The sequence below is a fragment of the Streptomyces sp. NPDC053673 genome (assembly GCF_055585225.1).
On record NZ_JBVJKN010000031.1, the window covers coordinates 21,973 to 45,020 of the forward strand.

At 68.9% G+C, this 23,048-nt stretch carries 15 protein-coding genes and 1 pseudogene; 9 read left to right on the forward strand and 7 right to left on the reverse strand.

The window, feature by feature from the left end:
- Nucleotides 1–30: 30 nt before the first annotated feature.
- Nucleotides 31–1,413: a hypothetical protein gene (locus ACZ6ZQ_RS31070; RefSeq protein WP_469771847.1), complete on the reverse strand. Its 1,383-nt coding sequence runs from the start codon at nucleotides 1,411–1,413 to the stop codon at nucleotides 31–33.
- A 550-nt stretch (nucleotides 1,414–1,963) separates the two neighbouring features.
- Nucleotides 1,964–3,181, reverse strand: coding sequence for an acyltransferase domain-containing protein (locus ACZ6ZQ_RS31075; RefSeq protein ID WP_469771848.1), 1,218 nt, complete (start codon nucleotides 3,179–3,181; stop codon nucleotides 1,964–1,966).
- 683 nt (nucleotides 3,182–3,864) lie between these two features.
- Here ACZ6ZQ_RS31075 and ACZ6ZQ_RS31080 point away from each other — a divergent pair.
- The 5 genes and pseudogenes from ACZ6ZQ_RS31080 to ACZ6ZQ_RS31100 all read left to right on the forward strand — a co-directional run.
- Nucleotides 3,865–4,041: pseudogene (locus tag ACZ6ZQ_RS31080) on the forward strand (HNH endonuclease); the annotation flags it as partial.
- Nucleotides 4,042–4,151: 110 nt separating this feature from the next.
- Entirely contained in the window at nucleotides 4,152–6,329 is a 2,178-nt protein-coding gene (locus ACZ6ZQ_RS31085) for a recombinase family protein (protein ID WP_469771849.1), read from the forward strand.
- Nucleotides 6,330–6,862: 533 nt separating this feature from the next.
- Complete coding sequence (locus tag ACZ6ZQ_RS31090) at nucleotides 6,863–7,471, forward strand: DJ-1/PfpI family protein (RefSeq protein ID WP_469771850.1); 609 nt, start codon at nucleotides 6,863–6,865, stop codon at nucleotides 7,469–7,471.
- 165 nt (nucleotides 7,472–7,636) lie between these two features.
- On the forward strand, nucleotides 7,637–8,125 hold the full coding sequence (locus tag ACZ6ZQ_RS31095; protein WP_469771851.1) for a DUF4265 domain-containing protein: 489 nt from the start codon (nucleotides 7,637–7,639) through the stop codon (nucleotides 8,123–8,125).
- Nucleotides 8,126–10,227: 2,102 nt separating this feature from the next.
- Complete coding sequence (locus ACZ6ZQ_RS31100) at nucleotides 10,228–10,629, forward strand: SMI1/KNR4 family protein (RefSeq protein WP_469771852.1); 402 nt, start codon at nucleotides 10,228–10,230, stop codon at nucleotides 10,627–10,629.
- A 127-nt stretch (nucleotides 10,630–10,756) separates the two neighbouring features.
- On the opposite strand, the gene ACZ6ZQ_RS31105 is transcribed toward ACZ6ZQ_RS31100, so the two are convergent.
- The 3 genes from ACZ6ZQ_RS31105 to ACZ6ZQ_RS31115 all read right to left on the reverse strand — a co-directional run bounded on the left by ACZ6ZQ_RS31105 (nucleotide 10,757) and on the right by ACZ6ZQ_RS31115 (nucleotide 14,201).
- A complete protein-coding gene (locus ACZ6ZQ_RS31105) occupies nucleotides 10,757–11,152 on the reverse strand; it encodes a hypothetical protein (protein ID WP_469771853.1) in 396 nt (131 codons plus the stop codon).
- Between the two features lie 398 nt (nucleotides 11,153–11,550).
- On the reverse strand, nucleotides 11,551–12,495 hold the full coding sequence (locus tag ACZ6ZQ_RS31110) for a PLL family lectin (protein WP_469771854.1): 945 nt from the start codon (nucleotides 12,493–12,495) through the stop codon (nucleotides 11,551–11,553).
- 251 nt (nucleotides 12,496–12,746) lie between these two features.
- Complete coding sequence (locus ACZ6ZQ_RS31115) at nucleotides 12,747–14,201, reverse strand: DUF6777 domain-containing protein (RefSeq protein WP_469771855.1); 1,455 nt, start codon at nucleotides 14,199–14,201, stop codon at nucleotides 12,747–12,749.
- A gap of 300 nt (nucleotides 14,202–14,501) precedes the next feature.
- Here ACZ6ZQ_RS31115 and ACZ6ZQ_RS31120 point away from each other — a divergent pair, with 300 nt between their 5' ends.
- The 3 genes from ACZ6ZQ_RS31120 (at nucleotide 14,502) to ACZ6ZQ_RS31130 (ending at nucleotide 20,011) form a co-directional block, all read left to right on the forward strand.
- Entirely contained in the window at nucleotides 14,502–17,651 is a 3,150-nt protein-coding gene (locus ACZ6ZQ_RS31120) for an ATP-binding protein (RefSeq protein ID WP_469771856.1), read from the forward strand.
- Between the two features lie 340 nt (nucleotides 17,652–17,991).
- Nucleotides 17,992–19,386: an ISL3 family transposase gene (locus tag ACZ6ZQ_RS31125; protein WP_469771857.1), complete on the forward strand. Its 1,395-nt coding sequence runs from the start codon at nucleotides 17,992–17,994 to the stop codon at nucleotides 19,384–19,386.
- Nucleotides 19,387–19,492: 106 nt separating this feature from the next.
- Nucleotides 19,493–20,011, forward strand: coding sequence for a radical SAM protein (locus tag ACZ6ZQ_RS31130; protein ID WP_469771858.1), 519 nt, complete (start codon nucleotides 19,493–19,495; stop codon nucleotides 20,009–20,011).
- A 6-nt stretch (nucleotides 20,012–20,017) separates the two neighbouring features.
- Here the strand turns inward: ACZ6ZQ_RS31130 and ACZ6ZQ_RS31135 are convergent, their stop codons facing one another.
- Nucleotides 20,018–20,482 carry a hypothetical protein gene (locus tag ACZ6ZQ_RS31135; RefSeq protein ID WP_469771859.1) on the reverse strand — a complete coding sequence of 155 codons (465 nt, stop codon included), beginning with the start codon at nucleotides 20,480–20,482 and terminating at the stop codon, nucleotides 20,018–20,020.
- Between the two features lie 811 nt (nucleotides 20,483–21,293).
- On the opposite strand from ACZ6ZQ_RS31135, the gene ACZ6ZQ_RS31140 reads away from it, so the two are divergent.
- Complete coding sequence (locus ACZ6ZQ_RS31140; RefSeq protein ID WP_469771894.1) at nucleotides 21,294–21,584, forward strand: transposase; 291 nt, start codon at nucleotides 21,294–21,296, stop codon at nucleotides 21,582–21,584.
- A 24-nt stretch (nucleotides 21,585–21,608) separates the two neighbouring features.
- Here the strand turns inward: ACZ6ZQ_RS31140 and ACZ6ZQ_RS31145 are convergent, their stop codons facing one another.
- Nucleotides 21,609–22,106 (reverse strand): hypothetical protein, encoded by a 498-nt coding sequence (locus tag ACZ6ZQ_RS31145; protein WP_469771860.1) that lies wholly within the window; start codon nucleotides 22,104–22,106, stop codon nucleotides 21,609–21,611.
- Between the last annotated feature and the right edge of the window lie 942 nt (nucleotides 22,107–23,048).

A 23,048-nucleotide genomic window follows, 5' to 3' on the forward strand; every position in this document is an offset into this window, starting at 1 on the left:
CTGATTTCTTCGGACGCGCGGGGCCGTTGGTCACAGCCACTCTTTCGCAGCGGCGTTCTTGCCCTTCCCGGAGAAGATTCCTGCCGACCGGAAGGCGCTGGCCATGAGAGGGTCAGCGACAGCAACTCCGTGCACGAGTTCGGGCGTCCGGCGGAACGCGACAGCCTCGGCCGCTGGCCTGGGAGCGGTCCAGGCACCGGCGACCGGATCCACCCGATGCCGGTTACAGACTGCTTCGACTAGCGAGCGTGGGCATTCCTTCTGGCCCCGGAGCACTTCCCAGGGCAAGGGCAGCTCTGCCCAGATGTAGGTGTCCGGGTGTAGCCCGCCGCCGCTCATGCGGTGCCAGTACGCCACGTCGGCCGCCATCAACCGGGGCACTTTTCCTGGGCAGATCCGATCCAGGACCTTCTCCTGGCCCAGTTCGGTGAGGAGCGCGAACCAGTGGGCTCGGGCTGCATTCCATGCCTGTGCGGCCTGGTTCCACGTCGACGAGTCGTCGCCACGCCGCACGATCATGGTGTCGCGCTCCAGCGGGTGCCGGTTCCAGGCGTCCTCCAGTAGTTCCGCCACCTGGCGCAGGAAGCCGTTCCACCGGACCAGCAGCTGAGTGAGTTCCCCGTCGGACACAGCGGCCAGTACCTCGGCCGTGGGATACACATGCGCGACCGCGTACCAGCAGGTCCGCTCGGGGTACGCGCGCAAGCGCTGGAACAGTGCCTCGGCGACCTCGTCGTAGACCTGACGCTGGCGGCCGTTGGTGAAGACACTGCGCATGTAGCCGCGCGCTGTGACGTACGCGATGAATGCCGCCGTGTCTGGGTCAGCGGCGAAGAGATCGTATGGCAGAGCGTGGGCGAGCGCTCCTTTGCCCGTCATCGTTACTTCGCGGCGGCGCTGCTCGTGGACAAGCCGTGCCAGTTTGGCTTCCATCCGGCGAAGGAGCCGGAAGCGCTTGTTGTACTGGCGCTTGGAGATCTCACCGAGGCCGGCCGCGGTGCGCTCGGCTCGGTCGAGGCGGTCCATGCCGAAGTCGTTCTGGCCGTATGAGCGGCCTATGGACTCCCCTGCACGCCGGATCACCGCCTCGATTTGTGCTGGATCATCGCCCGTGCCGTCCGGGAGTTCCGGCACATTCGTGAACAGGCTTGCCGCACGGGCGAGCTGGCGCTGTGCGCCGACCGGGCGGGCGAAGTCTTCCCGCATGGAGGTATAGCCGTGCCAGAGGTTGCGCAGCGAGTGCTCGGCGGCCTTGGCGAGTATTGCTTCAGTGACCGCGTCGAGGTCGGCGCCCTGGGCCGCATACAGATCCTGGATGAGCCTGGCCACATCCTCCGGACGTTTGCGCAGAGCGAGCGAGGCATGCAGTTCACGGAGCAGTTGTTCGACTGTAGGCGACGGCATGAGCCCCACCCTGTCATCACTTGACCAGGTGCCCAACTGGATATCCGTCGGCTGTAGTCATAGCTCGAACCCACTCTTCGAGCAGATCGAACAGGATCGCAACTGCCTGCTTGTCCTGCTCAGGAGTCACGTAACGGATGTCCGGCAGAGCGCCATCGTCATACACCTGACACAAGACGAGTTGCGGCCAGTAGAGCTCCGGACGCCCTTGCGCGCGAGGAACAAGCCAATTATGGAACTCCTTAGGAATGAGGTGACCCGAGCCCTGCTCTTAGCCGGTCAGGAATGCGCAGGTCCCTTCGTAAGTTTGCCGCATCACATAGATGCCTGGGCCGGCAGAGCCCCCGCGAGCACATCGTCGACCACGGGAAGGGTCTCACCGGGAGCCGGCGTCTCGTTGCTCACCCGGCATACCGTAGAGCCGCACGGCCGCCCCCGGAGACAGGTTCACCACTCCCGGGGACGGCGGGAGATCCAGCGCTGCGTCGCGGTCGGCATCCTCCGGGCGTGGCGTTGGAGTTCGCAGGCCGGAAGGGGGACACAGCCGACGGCGAGCAGGTCAGCGGTTGAAGATCGGGTGGCCGGCGCCAGGCCGGGTCCAGTGGTGGCCGGCCTGGATGTGATCGAGCACTGCCTGCTGGGTGTCGGTCGTGGCAGTCAGCGAGAGTGCGTCGTCCAGGTCCCACATGAGTCGTCCGAAGGCGTACTCGATGGCATCACGGTCGCCCGCGGACAGTCCGAGGTGGTCTGGTGCGGGATGGTGGTCCTGCGCCCTGGTGAAGTGGCCGAGCCTGGCGACGAACCGGCGCAGTTGGTGGTCCTCTGGCAGATAGTCCCTCAGGGCCGTGTCGACCATCCAGCTGCGCACATTGATGGTGATGGCGCTCTGGCCGAATCGGATACCGTCTCCGTACCTGTGCGGCAGGCGACGGAAGAAGGCGTGAACGCCGTCCGCCCACGCCTGGTCCGGCACGGTCGTCAGCGGATGTGCTCCGTCGGGGACGGATACGTCCACGCTGCCGTTCCAGGCCAGGCAGTCGAGCTGTCCCAGCCGGTACATGCGCCCACGGAAAATGCCCATGACGTAGTGGTGCTGGGTGAGACCGCCCACGCCGCTGACCGACCGTCGCAGGGTGCTGATCTTCTCCCCGAGTACGGCCAGACTTGCCGCGGAGACCTCGTCCGGCACGTCGGTCGAGCGGTGGAACGCGCGCACGGCTGGTGTCGCGGCCAGGAAGACCACGACGTAGAAGTACAGGCCTGCTCTTCCGTGGTCAGCCATGACCGGGCCGACGGGGACGTGCCGGTCGCTTCCCATCCGGTCCTGGATCAGCCTGAGGGTCCGCTCCAGCAGCCACCGCCAAGCAGAGTCGGCCTCGGTCACGACGGCTATCGCCTCGGTGACACCGGCGTGATCCGCCTGAGGGATCGCCAGCTCGTTCAGCAGCGCGATGAGCTCGTCGCCCACGGGTATGTCGATCGACGGGAACGGGGCCTTCACCGCATCGAGCGCCTCGGTCCACTCCCGGAAGTCCTCGCTCAGCCCCAAGGCCTTCCTGACATCGGCAGCCGTCAGTGCCCTGCGGGCCTCCACCTCCCAGTGACCTATCAGCGTACGCAGGTGCTGCTCCGTCTCGGGCCGACGGTCGAGCTCGCGCAGCAGTTTGCTGTGGAGCTCGGCCTCGGCCGCTGCCACATCGGCCCCTCGGCACTCCTCACCCGCCTCCACCCAGCGGCGGCGCCACTCGCTCAGCCATCGGGCGTAATGAGCTTCCATCTCAGCCGGACTCACCCCGGTGAGAAAGCACATGAGGTTGTAGTACACATCGCTATGCCAACGGTGGTCCGTGCAGGCGATGCCGGACACGGCGCTCACCGCTCGCTCCACCAACTCGCCATGCGCTGACGCGGCGGTCGTGGTGTCCTGCGTCGATGTCATCCATGCCCCCGATGGGAAATCACTGGCCCTCAGTACACACTTCAGGCTGTCCCGACTGATCCGAGCACCCCGTTGGGCTCAAGGATCATCCTGACAGAAGGCCTCGATCGCTCAGCGGGTGCGGCTGCCGCCGCGCGGGAATCGCTCTCCGTGCTGCTACCCCTGTGACCCGTGCGGTCGATTACGGTGGCTGGGCGCAGGATCAGCGACGCATGGGGTGAACAGCATCGGGTTCATGAAGGCCAGGTAGCGGTCGAGGTCCTCGGCCCAGTCGACGGTGATCGGTTACTGGGTGGTGCTCAGGGCGATGGCGGCTCCGCCTGCCACCCCCTCGGGTGCGAGTCCTCCGACGCGGACCCACTGAGCCCACATCACATCGCTCACCATCCGGGAATCTCCGGCAGCACAACCATCCCTCCCTGTTGGCGCGCGCTACCGCCTACGAGGAGCCGAGGATCATGCCAGTGCCTTGGATTATCGCAAGGTTGGAATGATGCTCCCCGCCAGGTGACGGCTACGGATGGACTGCGGCCCGACGCGAGGCCTACGCCAACGACCAGGGAGTGGCCACTTCATTGGTCGCGGTCACTGCCCGCACGAACCGGAGCAAGGCCGGCCAGGACCCGGCGCAGTGGCTGCCCACGGCGGTGCATGTATGGTCGCGTGCGTGGAGTTGCTACGTGTGTCCAAGGCTGCGAAGCGTTCGGGATACACCCGATGACGCTTCGCCAGTGGGCGCTGGACGGCAAGATCGCGTTCACGTGGGTCGGCCGTGAGGCGCGGTTTCTCCTCCGTGGACGTGGAGGACATGAAGCGTGGTAGCGATTCTTCAACCGGCCGTCCGCGCCTGGAGTTGCTGTATGTGCGCGTGTCCGGCTCGTCCGGGCAGGAGTCCTCTGTGGGGGCGCAGGAGGCCGAACTGCGGGCCACGTCGACCGGTGAGATCGTCAAGGTCGTCCGGGACCGTGGCTCGGGCCTGAAGGAGAACCGGCCGGGTCTCAACCGGGTGTTGGCGATGGTGTCGGACGGCTCGGTGACCGTGGTCCGCGTCACCCATGAGGATCGGCTGGCTTGCTTCGGGGTGGGCTGGCTGAAGCGGCTGTTCGCCGTGTACGGGGTCACTGTGGAGGTGCTGCACCCGAAGAAGCTCGGGGGCCGGGACGAACTCCTCGAAGACTTCGTCTTGCTGGTGACGACGTTCGCCGGGCGCCTGTACGGGATGCGCAGTGCGGAGAACCACAAGCGGTTGCTGGCCGAGTTGGGCCAGTGCAACGACGAGGGCCGTTGCACGTGGCCGGAAACTGCCGTGCGCCGACGGGGAGACCTCCCGCACCGCATGCGCCCGCGCCCTCATCCGATCGGGCGTGGACGAGGAGACCGGCGAACTCCTCACCGCCACGGCCTTGGCCGAACGCGCGGGCTGGTGCACCGAGCTGGTAGCCGGCATGACCAGCACGCTTGTGGCCGAGCACTGGAACACCACCGACGTGGACACGCTCGCCTCCGGCCGGATGCGGGCGGCAGGAAGCTGCCGTCGAACGCCTGGATGGCGCTGCGCCGCCTCGGCTGGACCGCCGCCTTGGAGGCGAAGGTGAACGACCGGATCGTACGCATGGCCCAGGAACAGGCCGGGCGTGCACTACGGTCGGTCAAGTGGCGCGCCGACCTGCTGGCCGGAGTCCTGGCCGCATGGCCCGCCGACCCGAACAAGCGCACCCCGCAGGAGTGGGAGCGAGTGCGCGCCGCGATACCGGGTGGCGAGTACCTGCCATCCAGCATCATCCGCTCCCGCACCCGTCAGATCATCTCCTTCGAGCGCAAAGGCGGCCGTCTCCCGGCCGACGTGTTCGAGCTGGAGCCCACCCCGCGTGTGCCGCGCATGCTGCTCCTCGCCGCCTGCGACGGGCAGCAGGCCACCATCGAACGATCCGCCACGGAGCCGACGAAGGCCCTGCTGCGTTTACAGCTCCCCACCCGGCCCGACCCACAGGCATACCGTGACTGGACCTGGGTCGAGTGCCCCATCACGCTGCCGCCCACGGTCCCGGCGAACGCGGTAATCCACCTGCCCACCCTGCGCATCACCGACCGGAAGGTGCGCGCTGACCTCGCCTGCACCCACCCGGTCCCCAAAGCCCAGCGCACCGGCCACACCGTGGCCTTGGGCGTGGACTGGGGCCTGGGCACCCTCCTCAGCGCGGGTGCTGCCCGGCTCCACCAGGACGGGCGGATCACCGCCCTCGGGGCAGGCGCCCAGTTCCGGGCCGCCGGGGTGCTCGCCAAGCAGTACCGGCTGCGCCGCATCTGCGAGCGCCTGCACGCCAAGACCGACCACTACGCCCGGCTCGCCGAGACCACCCTGGACGGCAAGGCCGCCACCTTGGCACAGGAGATCCGCCGCGTCTGCGAGCGTCGCTCCAACCTCAACGACGCGTTGGCGTGGGCCGCCGCCCACTGGGCCGTCGATCAGGCCGTTGCTGCCGGGGCCACGGTCATCTACCTGGAAGACCTGCGGTCGATGGAAGCCGGGGGCATGGGCCGCACCCACAACACCCGCCTGTCGCAGACCGTGCGCGGGCAGATCGCCGACCGCATGCGGCACCTCGCCACCGAAGTCGGCATCGCCGTCGTCACCGTTCCACCGCGCAACACCTCCAAGCACTGCCCCTGCTGCTTGACGCAGCTCCGCCACCGCAAGGCACCGGACCGGCCCACCGTGTCCGGCTGGAAGTGGGCCATCTGCCCGCTGCGGCTGGCAGGGCGACCGAGACCAGGGCGCTTGGCAGCGTATTGCTGCACGCGGCCTCTCGCACCAGGCCAAGACCATGGCGGACCGCGCCAGCGATACCATGATGATCCGCGCCGTGGTGGACACGATGGAGGCCAAGGCCGTCATCACGGCCGCCCCCAGGACCAGCCGGACGGACCGGTCGAAGACCGGCCCCACCCGGCCGCGAAACAACCGCCTCACGCCCAGGCGACGTGAGGTTCCCTCCCCAGCACGGCCTTCCGGTCGTACTGACAAGCGTCCGGAGGGACACGCACCAACGGGCCGGACCCGGCTGCCCCGCGCAGCCCACCGGCACCAGGGCGTGACCACGATCAGCACACCCACCAACCGGCACAAGCCGCGAGGGGCAGCACTGGGCGCGGGATTCCATCTCCACGCTCATGCTGCCCCGCCCAGGTGGGCAGAACCCACACCGGACCTCACCGTTCGCACGAATTCGCTTAGCTGATCAGAGACGCTCCCAGCTCCTGCCTCGCCGACGCGACCACCGTTGACCACGTCCGACGGCACCAGCGCCTGTCGAGGGCGAGCACGATCGTGCTCTCGCTGAGCTGAGCCTGGCGAGCCTCGGGACGTCAGCAGGTCGGCGCGACAGTAGGAACTGTACTCAGGTCGGAGCTCGAAACGCAGAGCGGCGGCAGGCATGCCACCAGCCGCCGATTGGCCCTCGCCCCGGAACCTGGCGCCAGGGAGACTGCAGACCTGATGCCGTACTTGAAGGAGTTGTGATGCAGGTAGCCGTCGTCACCTTCGACGGGTTCAACGAACTCGACAGCTTCATCGCTTCCGCGCTGATCAACCGGTGCCGTAAGGACGGCTTGGAAGCCTTCATCACGACGCCGACGCCGGGGGTCACGTCGATGAATGGCGTCGAGGTGACCGGGCAGCGCCCGATGGAGTTCGTGACCGAGGCCGACGTCGTGCTGATCGGTAGTGGGGTGAAGGCGCGCGACGTGGTCGCCGACGACCGGTTGATCTCCAAGCTGCTGCTTGACCCTTCGCGACAGCTGATCGGTGCGCAGTGCTCCGGCGCGCTGGTGCTCGCCCGGCTCGGGTTGCTGGAGGGCATGCCGGCTTGCACGGACATGAAGAGCCGGCCCTTTGTCGAAGCCTGTGACGTCACCGTGCTGGACGCGCCGTTCCACGCCGAGGGGAACATCGCCACGGCGGGCGGTTGCCTGGCGTCCCAGTATCTTGCCACGTGGGTGATCACCCGAATGCTCGGGGAGGACGCCGCACGCAACGTCATCGACTACGTGGCTCCGGTCGGCCAAAATCAGGAGACTGTCGAGCGCGCCATGCGTGCCGTCCACGCGGGCGAGGTCGCACTGCCCTGACGCCCCGCGATCAGCCGTTCGAGGCCGTCTGCCCTCATGGCGACGACTCCTGAGCGCATTGAGGGCGTGGCATTGTCTGAGCTCTCCAGCCTCCGGCTGTCTCGTGACAGCGACGGTTGATCGCCCGGCTCAGACCCGGTGCGGGGTACTTTTGCCGGTCGGCGCATGATGGCCGTCATGGAGAACGTGGTCGAGAAGATCAAGGTCTGGTTCCGGTTCGTCCCTCGCGACGGGTGGTTCCCGCAGGACACCGAGGGCCTGTGGGCGACGAAGCTCGGTGATGACACGGCCAGTGTGCAGAACGCTCCCTTCCTTCAGGACGGGGTGGCCGAGGGCGACGTAGTGCGGTACCAGACCGACTCCGACGGGCTCCATTGGGCTGTCGGGCGGGTCAGTTCCTCCGGCAACTGCACGATCCGTGTTGTGCCCGTGCCCACCGGTCCCCTGGGGCGCAGTCCGCAGGCGGTGCATCGGCGCCTTTCGGCGTTCGGGCTCGGGGGCGAGGTCTTCAGTGAGGACTTCCCCATGGTGGCCTTCACCGCACCGGCAGGCGGGGACTTCGCCGGGATCAAGGCCCTTCTGGCCCGAGGGCAAGAGGAGGGATGGTGGCACTACGAGGTCGGCTGTGGCACCGACGAATGGTGGAACGCCTGACCTCTGCCGGACTTCTTCGCGGCGAACCGGTGGCACGTGCGGGCTCGAACGCTGCCTCGAACTGGAGCCGTGCTCGACTGGCACCCCGGCCCCCGGCCATCATCCCGACGGACAGCGGGTGCGCTGGACCAACCGCACCGGCTGGCACCCCATCCGACCAGGCAGCGCCGCTGTACGTCACGCTTGCCGCCTCGCGCAACGAGCCGCACGTCGGTGCCACGCTCTCGAACGGCAGCGACCGGAGCAGCCCACCACGTCCTGGCGACGCCACCCCCGGCGAACGTGATCTGACCGCACTCTGGGCAGGTCAGCAGCCGGATCATGCTGGTGTCGCCGTTCCGTTCCGCCTCGGCGAGCATCAGCCCGAGCCCCAGCGCCCGGTATGAGGTCGGTCGCTTCCGGTACGACTGGGCCCGGTGTACGTCGTCGCAGTAGAGGCGCCTGACCGACTCGCTCCTCGGCTGCCGGGCCCCGCAGGAGACGCAGAAGCGAATGCGAGCCACGCTTTCAGGTTCGCTCGCCAGGGCCTCTCCCGCAGGCGCGTGCTGTCGGAACGCGTGGAGGGGAGGCAGCTGGGCGCTGAGGCGGGGGCCATTCTCATGGACAGAGCCACGCTGCGAACCGCAGGGCGGCGGGGCGGTTCCGGTGCCCGCACACAGTCCGCGAACACCGGCTCGTGCACCCCGCACGCCACCGCCAACCGGAGGGCAGCCGTCCTGGCTCGCTCCGCGACGGCCTCGCGACGACCTCGGTACGCGCGGGCGAGCGCGGCTCCGGCCTGGCACACTCACCCCTTCTGGCCTGGTGCTCCATACAGGGTCCGCGTCACCCAGGGGTGGGACCATGACAGGGCTCAGCTACTCCACAGCCATCGCGGCCACGTTGCCGCTCACCGCTTGCGCGGGAGCGCGTGGCCGCTTGATCGCCAGCCCACTCCTTCCTCCAGGGGCCGGTCCGCCTCCGGGCTCCGGGCTCCGGGCTCCGGGAAGGCCGACGGCACGCTCGGCGTTCCGCGCCACCGCATCAAGATGAATCACGCTGTACGATCTGCGCGAGTCTCGCCGCGATCTCCGGTGTGAACTGCCCGGGACGGTCCGGGGGTCCGGGCATCGACGGCAACAGTCGTGCTGGGGGCGGTCTCCGTGGTCGTCATGCCCCCTGTCGAGCCGGTCACCAGATCAACCGCTCATTATGGCCTGCCGGTATGACAGAGCCCCGGAGCCGGCTCGGCGGTCTCCGGGGCTCGCGTGCGCGCGTCGGACTACGGCGGCTGGCCGTCGCAGTCGATGTACCCGTCGGCGGTGCGGTGCGGCTGGGTGCACGCCGCGTGGGAAGCGGCGTTGTCGTAGGCGCGCAGCTGGAGGAACGCGCCGGCCTGCGCCCCAGGTGTTCTGCGGCTTCAGTTGCCGACGAAGCGCGGTGTCTCAGAGCCTGGGCAGGCGGCCCTCGTCAACCTGCTTTGTCGGTAGTGGCCGCTGGACTGCCTTTGTTCACGAGAACGAGCTCTGGCTGGACTTTCGTGGGAGTGACGGCGGAGCGTCGGCTTGTGCCACGCTCCAGGTAAAGGGCTCGCCCTGTACAGGGCGCTGTCTCTATCCTGACCGAGAGCGGGACTGCACAGTTCCCGCAGGTTGTGGAGCCGTGGCAGAGCGGCCCATTGCGATCGGCGTGAGAGAGGCCCCTCCCACGCCGGCGGACGGGGACCGGGCGGGTCTGCCTCTCCCCGTCCGCGGGTTCGAATCCCGCCGGCACCGCAGCCGACCAGCATCGCGTCCGAATTCGCTCTGGCTCCAGGAATCTCACTCACGGGCAACCGCACCACGGAAGTTACGGAAGTTGCAGGGTTGCCGAGTTCCTTCGCACGGCCGAGCTGGACCCGGGCGAGCGGGCCGCGCTCGACCAGGACGTGACCGTACGGCGCGGTCGGGGCTACACGCTGCGCGTCCGCGCCGTGCCCTCCGTGCACCGCGGGCTCCTCGCCCGCTGTCAGCACCAGATGTTCGGACGAGTGAAACTTCCCCTCCTCCGGAAGCGAGTCCTGCTCACCGCAGTTCAAGGCAGCCACCGCCATCAGACATGACCTGCCTTGATAGAACGGCCTCATGAGTTCGAACGGCGACCAGATCACGCAGGCCGAGTGCCACTTCGGAGTCCGTTTTCCCGAGGACTACCGACACTTCCTGGCTACGGAAGGGAGCATGGCCCGGTTCGTTCCTCCTGCGGACGACTTCCTCATGATCAATGCCATTGCAGAGCTCATCGAAGTCAATGAGGCTGGCGACTTCCAGGAACGCTTCCCCGGGAGCGTCGTCATCGGCGGGGACGGAAGCCGCGAGATGCTCACCTACGACTTTCGGCAGGAACCCCCTTCTCTGGTCCTGCTCGACGTCTCCGCTCAGGACTGGTCGTCCGCCATCCACCAGGCGACTTCGTTCTCTGTCCTGCTCGAGCAGTTCCCCGAAACCGGGTGGAAATGGGACGACTCTGAACCCTCGCCCTCCTGACAGGCGTCGTCACGGAATTTGTGCCTGATCCGAGAACGGACAGCAGATGTTCACGGCTTCGGGAGGCGCCTGCACACACTGAGGATTCGAACGCTCCGTGGGAGTCGCACAGGCGACCTGGACGTGCTCAGTGGTCGCCCGTGCGCGGGCGCACGGGGCGTGGCAGTGGCTGACGCCAGTCGCCCAGCGTCGTGAGGAGAAACTGGCGGGCGAGAGATCGTATTCCGTCCCACGCCGGATCTGTGGCCAGGACGTTGGCCCAGAGGCCGGCGCGGCAGGCGGGATCGATCTCGCCGAGGCGACGGCCGATGGCCTGGAGATCGCGCAGATTCTTGGGTTCGAAGGCTCCGCGCTCCGCGAGTCCTTCGGAGATGCGGCAGAGGAGCTCCACCTCTTCAACGACGGACTCCGTCTCCAGCTCACGCTCGCCCAGCCAGGCAAGCTGATCCTGAGTGTCGGCTGCGAGGAGGGCCATCCATCGCAGCGTCCAGGTGCGCAGGTGAGCGTCGCCGAGATGGTTCATACCTGCATGATCGCACTTAACTCCCGCCAGATCCGCCATCCGTTCACCCGGCACCCGCTGGCACCCGCTGGCACCCGCTGGCACCCGCTGGCACCCGCTGGCACCCGCTGGCACCCGCTGGCACCCGCTACGAACGGCTGTTGGAGGCGATGAGCAACCACGACGGCGGGCCGCATCGCCGTCGGCTGTGACGAGGCGGAGGGGGTCCGCGCTCCCCCCTCCGCCGTGCCCAGTTCGCCTGTGTGCGCCGTGCGTCAGGTGACGATGGTGATCCCGCCCTCGGTGACTCCGGTGGCGATCTGCCGCGCCTTCGGTCGGATCAGCCGATGGCCGAGCGGGCGAAGGCGACCGTGGCGCCGAGAGCGGCTCCGCCGGCAAGCGCGGTGGGCCTGCGTCCGTCAGCTCATTCCGGGCGATCCGCTGGTCCGCCGGTCCAGCAGCACCCGCTGCCCCGACCAGACCGATCCGTTGAACGAGGACCACGAGATGTGGTCATCCGCACCCGTCCCGCGCCAGGCCATGTACAGCCGGCCGGCCCCCCTTCCCAGCGCCGGGTAGTTCGCCGTCCGACGGTCCGCCAGCACCCGCCGCCCGGACCACGAGGTGCCGTTGAAGGTGGACCACCAGATGCGGTCGTCCGTTCCCGCGCCGCGCCAGGCCATCACCAGGGTCCGCCCGTGCGCCCCCAGGGTGGGCCAGGCGGCGGTCCGACGGTCCGCCAGCACCCGCTGCCCGGACCACGAGGTGCCGTTGAAGGTCGACCACCAGATGCGGTCGTCCGTTCCCGCGCCGCGCCAGGCCATCACCAGCCTGCCGTTGGCCGACCCCAGCGCCGGCGCACCCACCGCGCGCCGGTCGTTCAGCACCCGCTGGCCGGACCAGGAGGTGCCGTTGAAGGTGGACCACCAGATGTGGTTGTCCGGCTGGGCTCCGCGCCAGGCCATCACCAGCCTGCCGTTCACCACGCCGAGCGCCGGCGCGTAGGTGCTGCGCCGGTCGGCCAGCTGCCGCGGCCTGGCCCAGCGCTGCCCATCGAAGCTCGACCACCAGATGTGGTTGTCCGCCCCGTAGCCGCGCCACGCCATGTACGCCCGGCCGTTGAGGTATGCCAGGTCAGGCTCCCTGGCGGTGGTCGCCGGGAACCCCTGTTGCCGAGTCCACTGCCCGTTCACCAGGCGCGACCAGTAGATGTTCGGGTCGTTGCCGGTCCCGCGCCACGCCATGTAGGCGGTGTCCGGCGCCCCGGCCGCAGCGACGGCGCCCTCCGGCGCAGCCCCGAGCAGTGCGCCCAACGCGAGCAGCGCGCCGGCGCAGGCCGTTCGCCGCGTGATGTTCTTCGCCATGATCGTCTCGTCCCTCCTTCGTGTGTTGAGTCCTGACGGACTGCGTCCCCAGCGGCAAGGGCGCTGTTGACGTGTCACCGCACCCCGGGGGGTCTGCGGGCAACGGGCCAGGGCATGTCGTGCGTGTGGCGGCTTCCGGTCCGCGCACACGCTGTGGACCACCTGCCTTCTGGCCCTCAGCCCCCTTACTGCCCTGGCCGTAGCACGGGGGGGCGGGCGCGGGGCCCGCCCCCCGCCCGATCAGGTGTCCGTCACTGTCCCGCCTGCAGAGCCGCCCACGTCTGCGGCCCCACGACACCGTCGGACTCCAGGCCGCGGGAGGACTGGTACGAGCGGACGGCGTTCTCCGTCACCGTGCCGAATTCGCCGTCGATGAACACGGTCTCGCCCAGGGCAGCCGTCAGGGCACGCTGCAGCCGGGTGACGGCCTCGCCGTTCGAGCCCGCTCGCAGTTCCGGGGTGTCGCCGCGGGACAGCAGGACCGTCCAGGTCTTCGGCCCGACGATGCCCAGGCTCTGCAGCCCGTGGTCGGACTGAAGGCTCAGCGCGGCGGCGGCCGTCACCTCGCCGAACTCCCCGTCGGCCGGGCCCGGATCGTAGCCCGCCGCCATCAGCAGACACTGCGCGGCGGCCACGAGCGCGCCTCTCGCTCCGGGTTCGAGCGGGTCGTACGCGGGGAAGTCGACGCCTACTTCAGTGCAGTCGGCCGCACGCCTGCCCGAGTCCTCCGCCCGGTACAGCGTGACCGTCATGCCTCTGATCGCGACGGTGCCGGCTTCCGGATCCTGTCGTACCACCCGGCCGGGTTCGGCGGACTCCGCTTCGCCTGGCTCCGCGGCGGCCGTCTCGACCTCGAACCCGGCCTCTCGCAGGCTCGCTTCAGCCTCTTCGGCCGGCTTGCCCACGACGTCCGGCACTTCGGCCTCCTCCTCGGTCCCCGGGTCGGCCTTCAGCACCTGGTCCTGTTCGCCGGATGTACCGGGGGGCCGTTCGAGGCCCGTGACCTCTCCCTGCCGGGTGTGTTCGACGAGGAGGACGGCGTCGAGCTTCTTCCCAGCGGGCTCGACCTTCACGATCCTCTTCCTGTCGAACCCCTTCCATTCCTTGCCTTTCTTGCCTTTCCCGCCCTTGTTGTCCCGGTCCCTGTCCGTGCCGAAGTCGACCTCCACGTCGTCACGCGACTTGTCGAAGCCCTGCAGCGGGTTGCCGCAGCGGCACTGGACCACGGGCAGGCCGTAGGCGTCGATGAGGACGGCCACCCCGGCTTCGAGCAGGGCGTAGAACGACGTGGGTTTCTTCTTCCGTGTGTCGTAGTCGTAGTTCTTGACCAGGGTGTCGTTGCGCAGGAGCACGGGAGTGAGTTTGTTGACGTAGCTCTCGATCTGCTCGATGTCGATACCCCGGACCTCTGCCCAGGCCGCTGCTTTCTCAGCGTTCTCCTTCAGGTACTTGATGAGCTGCCCCTTGTCGCAGCTGGACTTCCGCCGCGTCCCGCCGTAGAGCCCCGGCGTGGCACCCGACTTCGAGCCGCCCTCCAAGGCGGAGATCGTGCCGATGAGGTCGACGGCCAGGCCGGCCGTGCGGAAGAACGGCGAGGCGCTCATGGCGCCCCGGGCGAGTGCTTTCACCGTGACCTTGGCGCCCGCGCAGCCCGAGGGCCCGAGGGTGAACATCAGGCTCGCTGCCACGCCCAGGGCGGTCAACATGACTCCCCGGTGCCGGGATGCGGGCCTCAACCCCTGACGTAGCGCCGGTAACCAGGCCATGTCTCCCCCTGTCTCTCTCTGTCTCTCTTCCGCACGGCCGGTGCTGCTGCGGGCGGCCGGAGCCCGGCCGGGGTGTGCAGACGGTGGTGCCGTGCGGCTGGTGCACGCCAATTGATGCAGCCGGTGCGCGGTGATTGGTGCCGGTTCGGTGACGGCGGGGGTATTGCTGCTGGTGAAGGGCCTATGGTGGGTTTTCCGGTCCGGTCCGGTCCGGACATTGCGGTCTGCTGGGGACGGGGTATGGGCAAGGCGGAGCCGACACCGCGGCGGGTGTTCGCCGACCGGCTGAGCGAGCTGCTGGGACTGGCGGCGGATCTTCCGATCAAGAGTGCGGTGGCCGACGCCAACCGGCGCCGTCCCGCCGGGCGGAGCCGGCCGATCTCGGGACGCCGGGTCAGCGACTGGAAGCAGGGCCGGCACCTGCCTGAGTCGGAGGTGGCGTTCCTGGTCCTGGTCCGGGTGCTGCTTGAGCATTGCCGCGGCCGGCGTATCCCTGCCGACGCGATCGGTGCAGGACTGCTGGACGAGGAGCAGTGGCGGCGCTGGCTGCGGGCCGCCCGCGCCTCCCCGCCCGAGCCTGAGCCCCCGGCCCAGCAGTCCCCCGCACAGGACCAGCAGGCCGAGCAGGCGGCGCCCGACCAGCGTCAGCGGGAGCCGGACCAGGGCGCCTCGGCAGTGCCCACCCGCGATCGTGGCGAACGCCCGGTGCACCCACGTGAAGACTTCGTCGGGCGCGCAACTGAACTCGCGGCTCTCGCAGAGCGGATCGAGGCTGCGGCGAGTGGCACCGGATCCGTGGTGCTGCTCGCCGGCCCGGCGGGCATCGGCAAGAGCACCCTTGCGGCCGAGGCGCTGCGCCGCAACACCGATTCCGCAAGATTCACCGTCGTACGAGGCCATTGCCCCAGAGACGCGGTGGCGCCACCACTGTGGCCCTGGCGGCGAGCGTTGCGCCTTGCGGGAGTCACCCCTGGGGCACAGGCGCAGCGAACCGCCGCGCCGCGGCCGGGAGCCGGGGCCGCGACGGGGCAGCAGCCGTGGGAGGCGACGGAGCCGGCCGCCGCCGCGGCGGCGCGGTTCCTGGAACTGGCCGGGATGAGTGAGGCGCTGGCCGTGGCAGCCTCCGAACGCCCGCTGGTCGTCCTGCTGGAGGATCTGCACTGGGCCGACACCGCCAGCCTTGACCTGCTGCGGCAGGTGACTGGCGAGGCGGCCGAGTGCGGGCTGTTCGTGCTCGGCACCTTCCGGGAGCCGGTGCCCGAAGAAGCCGCCGGAGCGCTCGCGGACCTGGGCCGCTACGGGGCTGCCGTGCTGCGGCTGGCGCCGTTCACCCGGGAGGAGGTCGCACAGTGCGTCGGCGAGCCGAACGCGGCGGAGTCGTACCGGCGTACCGGTGGGCTGCCGCTTCTCGTCGCGGCACTGCGCACGCACGCAGCCGACCTCAGCACCCTCGTCAGCGGGCTGCTGACCGGGCTCACCACGGAGCAGCGGAGCGTCATGCGTGCCGCGGCCGTGCTCGACGAACGGCTGGATGTCACCCAGCTCGCCGCAGTCCTGCCGGAGTTGGGCGAGACCGTCGTCGCCCAGGCGCTGGCGGCGGCCTGGCACGCCGGTGTCCTCACCACGGCAGAGACCACCGACGCCGGACGCACCTACCGCTTCACCCACGATCTGGTACGCGACGAGGTTCTCGGCCGAACGGACCCTGCCGTCGCCCGTGCCCTGCATCGAGCCGCCGCGCGGGCACTGGAGCAGGCCGAAGACGCGGCCGCGGCGGCCCGCATCGCGGCGCACTGGCGACGGGCCGGCAAGGAGCCCGGCCACCGTGCCGCCGCCGCGCACTGGTCCCGGATCGCAGCGGATCAGGCACGCGAGCGGCACGCCTACGCCGATGCCGCCAGGCACCTGGCGGACGCCGCCGCCGTACTCGGCCCGACGGACCCGCAGCGCGCCCCAGCCCTCATCGAGCTGGCCCGCGCCGAGTACCTTGCCGGGCGCTACGACGCCAGCCTGTGCCACTGCACCGAAGCGGCCGACGCGGCGAACGCAACCGGCCAGCCGGCCCTGCTCGCCGAGGTCGCCCTGGTGCTGCAGGGCGTCACATTCCCGCAGGCCTCACAGACGATCAGCCGGCTGTGCAGGGCGGCGCTGGCCGTCGAGGGCTTAGCAGGCGCCGTGCGTGCCCGGCTGCTCGCCCAGCTCGCAGGCGCTTCGGCCGATCTCGGCTCGCCCGAGATGGCGGCCGAGCACGCCCGCGCCGCCCTCGATCTGGCCGAGGCCACCGGTGACCTGCGGGCCGAACTCGACGCGGCTCGGGCCAGGGAGATGACCCTGGCCCATCCGGACGACACCGCCGAACGCCTGCGCCTGGGTGAGCTGTCCGTATCCCGCGCCGAGCAGCTCGGCGACCCGCTCGCCGCGGTGCTGGGCCACGAGTGGCGTATCCAAGCCGGGTACCTGCTGGGGCGGCTGGACCTGGTGGCCGATGCGATCCGCGGCATCGAGGCGATCGCGGCCCGTTCCGTGCTGCCGCTGACTCGCTGGCACCTGCTGCGCGTCAGCGCCTCCCGGGCCGTTCAGGAAGGACAGTTCGCCGCTGCCCGCCGCTGCAACGAGGGCGCCGCCGAACTCGCCCTGGCCAGCGGAGACCAGACCGCGATCGCCATGAACTACGTACTGTGCCAGCAGCTGGCTCTGGTTCGCGGCGACGCCGGGGAACTGCCCGAGGAGATGTGGCGTGACCTCGACCGGGCGCCGAGACAGCCGGTGATCCTGTCTGTGCGGGCGCGGGCGCTGTTCCTCGCCGGGCGGCTGGACGAGGCGCGGGAGGCCTACACCCAGCTGCGCCCGCTGCTGCCGATCCCGATGACGAACCCGACGTGGCCGGCGGTGCTGCTGCACCTGGTCGACCTTATCGAGCTGATCGGCGATGCTGAGGCCGCGCGGCTGGTGTATGACCAGCTTGCTCTGTTCCGGCCGTACCCAGGAGCGCTCGGCACGCCCACGGCCTACTTCTCCGGTACGGTCAGTCGCGAACTCGGCCGTCTCGCCCTGTCCGCCGGCCGCCCGGCGGAAGCCGAGGAGCTGTTACGCGAGGCGCTGGTCCGCAACCGGGCCCTCGGCGCGCGACCGTACGTGGCGCTGACCTGCCTGGACCTCGCCGCCGTCCAGCGCGACCGGGGTGCCCTGGCAGAGGCTGCAGCCCTCGCCGGGGAGGCGCTGGCCATCGCTGATCAGCTCGACCAGCCCGGCCCGTCCGCTGCTGCCGTGCGCCTCATCAACGAGATCACTACCCTGCGCGTCGACGCCGACCCGCTCACTCCCGTGAACGCGAGGTCGCAAAGAACGAACGGGCCGAGTACCTCGCGGGCCAGACACAGGGAACGGTGAACCGTTCCTGAGCTTGGTATCCAGGCTGCCTGCCCTGCCGCGGTACGACTTCGCCGGGCCCTGGCAAGATTTCCGTGAAGCTGGGGTGCGCCACCGTGCGCCGGTGACGCTCCGTCACAGGTGACGGCATTGTCAGCGAGTGTGATGACCTCGTACGGATTGTGTCTCCGCACCTGGATACGGTGCGGGTGGAACGGGTGTGGGCGGAGGTCGGCACTGTGCATGTGGCCGCCTGTACCCGTGAGTTGATGGTGGCGTGTCCGGAGTGCGGTCGCGGTTCTGCCCGGTGCACAGTCGCTATTGCCGCACGTTGGCCGATGTCCCTGTCGGGAGCCGCCCGGTGCTGATCGGACTGTCGGTGCGCCGGCTGTTCTATGACAGCCCGGACCGCGGTCGGCGGACGTTCGCCGAGCAGGTAGAGGGGCTGACGGTGCGCTACCAGCACCGTAGCCCGGTGCTGCAGCACTTGGTGGAGATGGCCGGGGTGCTGCTCGCCGGCCGCGGCGGCGCCCGGCTCCTGCAGATCCTGAAGGTGCCGCTGTCGCGGACGAGCGTGCTGTTCCACTTGATGCGATTACCGCTTCCGTCGGCAGCAGCGCCGCGGGTGCTGGGCGTGGACGACTTCGCGCTGTACGCGGACGTCTACGGCACCCTTCTGGTGGATGCCGACACCCGGCTGCCGATCGAGCTGTGGGCCGGTCGCGACGCCGAGCAGTTGGCGGCCAGGCTGCGGACGCATCCCGGTGTTGATGTGGTCTGCCGGGACGGATCGCTGGTCTACCGGCAGGGCATCACCGACGGCGCCCCGGATGCGGTGCAGGTCAGCGACCGCTTCCAGCTGTGGCAGGGCCTGTCGAAGCGGGTCGGGGATGTCGCCGCCCACCGCGGCTGCCTGCCCTCCGCGGTGCTCGAGCCCGAACCGGCCCTGCCACCGAGCCCAGCGGCACCGTCCGACCAGGCCGATACCCCCGCCCGCCGCCACGCGAAGAACCTCTTCGAGGCGGTGCACGCGGTCACCGACACAGGCCGCTCGCTCAACGCCGCAGCCCACCAGCTGGGCCTGAACCGGCGCACCGTGCGCAAATACGCGCGAGCCGCCATCTGGCAGGAATGCGTGCGCCGCACCCGGCCCCGCCGGCCTACCAGCCTCGATCCATACCTGGAGTACCTGCGGCAACGCTGGGAGGAAGGTGAGCACACCGCGACGGTGTTGCACCAGGAGATCGTCGCCAAGGGCTACCGCGGTCACTACCAGCGGGTCAAGATGGCCATCGCGCCGCTGCGCCGCGGCCTGCCGATCGACACGCCGCGAGAGCGACCACCCTCGCCCCGTCAGGTCGCCCGCTGGATCACCACCGCGCCATCCCGGCGCAGACTGCACGCCGCGGAGGCACTCAGGCGGCTGCTCGAGCACTGTCCCGAACTGGACCGAACCCACGACCTGGTACGTCAGTTCGCCGCCATGCTCGACGCCCGCGACGCCGCCCCGCTGACGGACTGGCTCGAGCAACTCACGACCGCCCGCCTCCCAGCCCTGGCCAGCCTGGCCAACGCCATCCGCGAGGACCAGCCCGCAGTCGTGCAGGGCATCACCACCCCGTTCAACTCCGGCGTCAACGAAGGCCGCATCACCGACCTGAAACTCCAGAAACGAATCATGGCCGGCCGCGCGGGAGTCCCGCTGCTCCGCCACCGCGTCATCCTCATGGCCCTGCTCCGACGCCGCCACCTGTGACGGAGCGTCACCGGCGCACGGTGGCGCACCCGAGCTTCACGGAAATCTTGCCAGGGCCACTTTCCCAAGCACGCCGACACTGGGCGGAGTACACGAGGTAGGCGGCATGAAGACGCTCCAGGTAGCTGGCACGGTTACGGAGGACCTCCTGCCGGTGCAGGAGATCGGCCCGGTGCCCCAGGGCGAGGGCCCGTACACGGGCCGGTGCGCGTGCTTCATCCGGCTGGGCCGGTGCAACCTGCACTGTCCGCCCTGCGATTCGAAGCGGACGTGGGACACCAGCCGATACAACCTGGCGCAGACGTGCCCGCCGCGCACCGCCAAGGAGATCGTCGACGCCGCCAGCGAGCATGGCGCCGGATCGGGGATCACGGTGGTCTCCGGCGGTGAACCGCTGCTGTGGCAGCTCACGACGGCGTGGCAGCAGATGCTCGCGGCGCCGCCCGGGGACGTGCACATCGAGACCAACGGCACGATCTCCCCGAACGCGTTCACGGCCGATCGTGTCGCCCACTTCAGCGTGTCCCCGAAGATCGGGCGTATGGGCGCGGCCGATCCCGCCAAGCGCCGTATCCACCCCGCGGTCCTCAGCGACTTCGCGGAGCTGGCGCGGGCGGGGAGCTGAGTGGGCTCATCGTTTGGTGATGTGCGGCTCGGAGTACGGCGCCGGCCAGGCTTGCAGTCGCACCTGCTCGGTGGTCTCGGGTGTCCGGTCTGATTCGCTGCGCACGGCAGCGGCCAGGTTCCTCCGAGAGGCCCGGATGCGGGTCCACCCGGCGGGCATCTCGAATCGTGCCGCATCGGGGAAGTAATCGGTACAGCCCAGCACGACGAGTCGTCCGGACGTCAGATTGAGGCTTGCCTCGACAACGTGGTCGAAGTCGTCGCTGTCATCAGCGGGCTGTTCTGCGAGGACATCGACGCTGACTGCCACGGTGACGTTGACGGCGGTGCCGATGGCCAGGGCGTCCTCGATGACGCCAAGCCCGTCGGAAACGGCCTGTTCGGTCCATACGTCACTGAGGTCGCCCTCGGACTCGTCGTCCAGGACGTGGATCTGGAAGTAGTCCGCGAAGAGTTCAAGGTTGGTTGCCACGGGGGCATCATCGCTGCTGCACCCGACGGGCACGGCAGCGGGGTGGTATCGGCTTCAGGGTGAGGCCGCTGACCGGGTGATCCGAACATGAACGCTGGCCCGTCCGGAGAGGTTCCGGCTGATTGCTGCAGGTCAGGCGGAGGTGGCGGTGCTGGTGGTGGACTCGGACGTGCTGCTGATGGAGCGGCAGCTTCGGGCTGGCCGGTTGAGCTGTCCGGCCTGGTCGACGAACTGATTGCCGTGTGGGATGGGAAGCCGGCATGGGGGTACGGCGGGACGGCGGACGATGTGGCGTACGCAGAGCGGACCAGGGTCCCCGTGCGGGTCATCTGGCCGGAGGACGCCAGCCGCTGACCCGGGAGAGACCCTGTCACCGCATAGCGGTTTCTGCGGATCCGTATCCTCACTCAGCAGAACTGACCGCTGTGGCTCTCGGAGGATGCGATGACTTGGTCGATAGTCGCACTGTCACGAGTTCGACGAGCGCGACGCCAGAACTGGGACCCTGACATCGTCCATGCGCTCAAGCTCCCAGTCCCCATCTCCGAGCAGGAGCACGCAAGCGAGCTGATCAAGCAACGACGATGGGAGGAAGCGATCAGCGAGATCCGGGCCTCCACCGGTTACGACCGCCGGGACGCCAGATGCATCGCTCTCGCCCTGATGTATTCGTGGAAGTTGCCGGTCACCAGGCCGAAGCATCAACGGAGACGCGCAGCGGAACTTACGGACCACCCACGCAGCGCTTGATCATTCACGAAACTCCGGTCAGAGCCAGCAACTCGACCAGGTCCGGCTCGCCTGCCCGGACATCGCCAGGGCCTGCGACCTCGCCCGCGTCTTCCGTGACCTGGTCCGCAACCGCCGCGGCCAGCTCCTGCTTGATTGGATCCGCCAAGCCGAGTTGGACAGCCCAGCCCCGATCCGTAGCTTCGCTGGCTTTCTCCGTCAGGACCTCGGCGCGGTGACCGCCGGCCTGACCCTCGTCTGGAGCTCCGGCATCGTCGAGGGTCACGTCAACAGGGTGAAAACGATCAAGAGAGCCATGTACGGCCGCGCCTCGTTCCGGCTCCTAAGGATCCGAATCCTTACCCGGATTTGAGTCGGCTTGCCCTTCGAACGGATGTCAGAGCTGGCTGTTGATCTGCCGGGAGAGCCCTTCGAAGAACTCCTGAAGACTGGCCGCAGCGAGGTCGAACTGATCGAACCACGAGGCGGTGGTCGACCTCCAGACCTGCCCGGATCCTGCCAGTGCGAACAGATGACCGCCGCCGTCGCTGGCGAAGACCAGAGCGGGCTCTTCCCCGTCGATCTGGACGGCCCCGTACTCGCGGAAGTGGTCCGTGACCAGCGAGGCCGGATGGACGAAGTAGCCGTTCTGCACATCGGGCAGGGAGACTTTGTCGATCACCCAGTACATCGTGGTCAGGTCCGAAGGAATCGGTGTCAGCTGCACGAGCGTGTGGGTGGCCTGGTGGCTCTTTTCCGTAGCGAGCGCGACCAGGTTGCTGCCCGGCTCGAAGGCGTGCCGTGTTTGGAACGACTGCATCAGCTTCGCGAGCGCCGCATCCGCCTGCTGACACCAGCCGCGGAGCCACTCGGCATCAAGTCGTTCGCCAGCCACGATCGCCCCCTCAAGCTCCTGGGAAGTTCACCCTCACCGAGTCCCGGAAGAACATGCAGGAGCGTCCACGCAGATCAGTGAAAGCCGCTGGTGCTTCCGCTGGTACGCATCACGCGCCACGGCCCCATCGTGAGTAGCCCTGTTCGATCGCAGCTAGGTACTGGGTCAGGTCAAATCGAACTTCCTCGATCACCCGGTCGTCAGCACCTGGGTACATCAGATCGCCCCAGACCACCGTCTGACCTCGGAGCCGGATCCGGATACAAACCGCCGAGGCGGCGTTGGTGCCCTGCTCTTGGGTCGCAACATCCACAATCCGGGCTTGATCAGCGGATAGAGGGGGCCTCCGGGCCTGAGTAGCCGATTCGGATGATCACCGCTTGCACCGTTGTAGCTGCGCGCGATCAAGTCGAGGCCATCGACATAGAGGTACGTGTGTACGGCGCTGCAAGTGGGTGGCCCAGGGCAGGCAGTAGTCAGCAGCGTGCTGACCGAGTCATGCCCTTGGCGATCAGCGAGGCTGGCTCGCACCAGGCGCGGGGACTTACGCGGCATCTGACCTTCGCGACATCACGGAGCCGATAATAGGTGCCCAGGAGACCCTCTCGCCTTCCCTTTCCCAGCCACAGATCACGCTCCCCTGCCATCCCGTCCAACCAGGCGGCTCTGGCCGACCACGGGATCGGGGGACTGGAAGATCATTCACGCAATCGCGGCCAGAGCCAGGTTCGGCGAGCGCGGCAGTGGGTGCTCGCCGGGGCCACCCGGCCAAGCTACGGCGAACGGACGACCAGCTGGAGAGCGCTACGACGCTCGTGGCCTTCCTGGAGAAGGTCTGAGTTCGAGGAGTCCAGCCGCGGCCTGCTCACCCTGCGGCCGCCGTCCGGCGACGCCGAGCACATCCGTACCGAGCAGCAGGAGACCGACCGCGGCCGCCAGCTC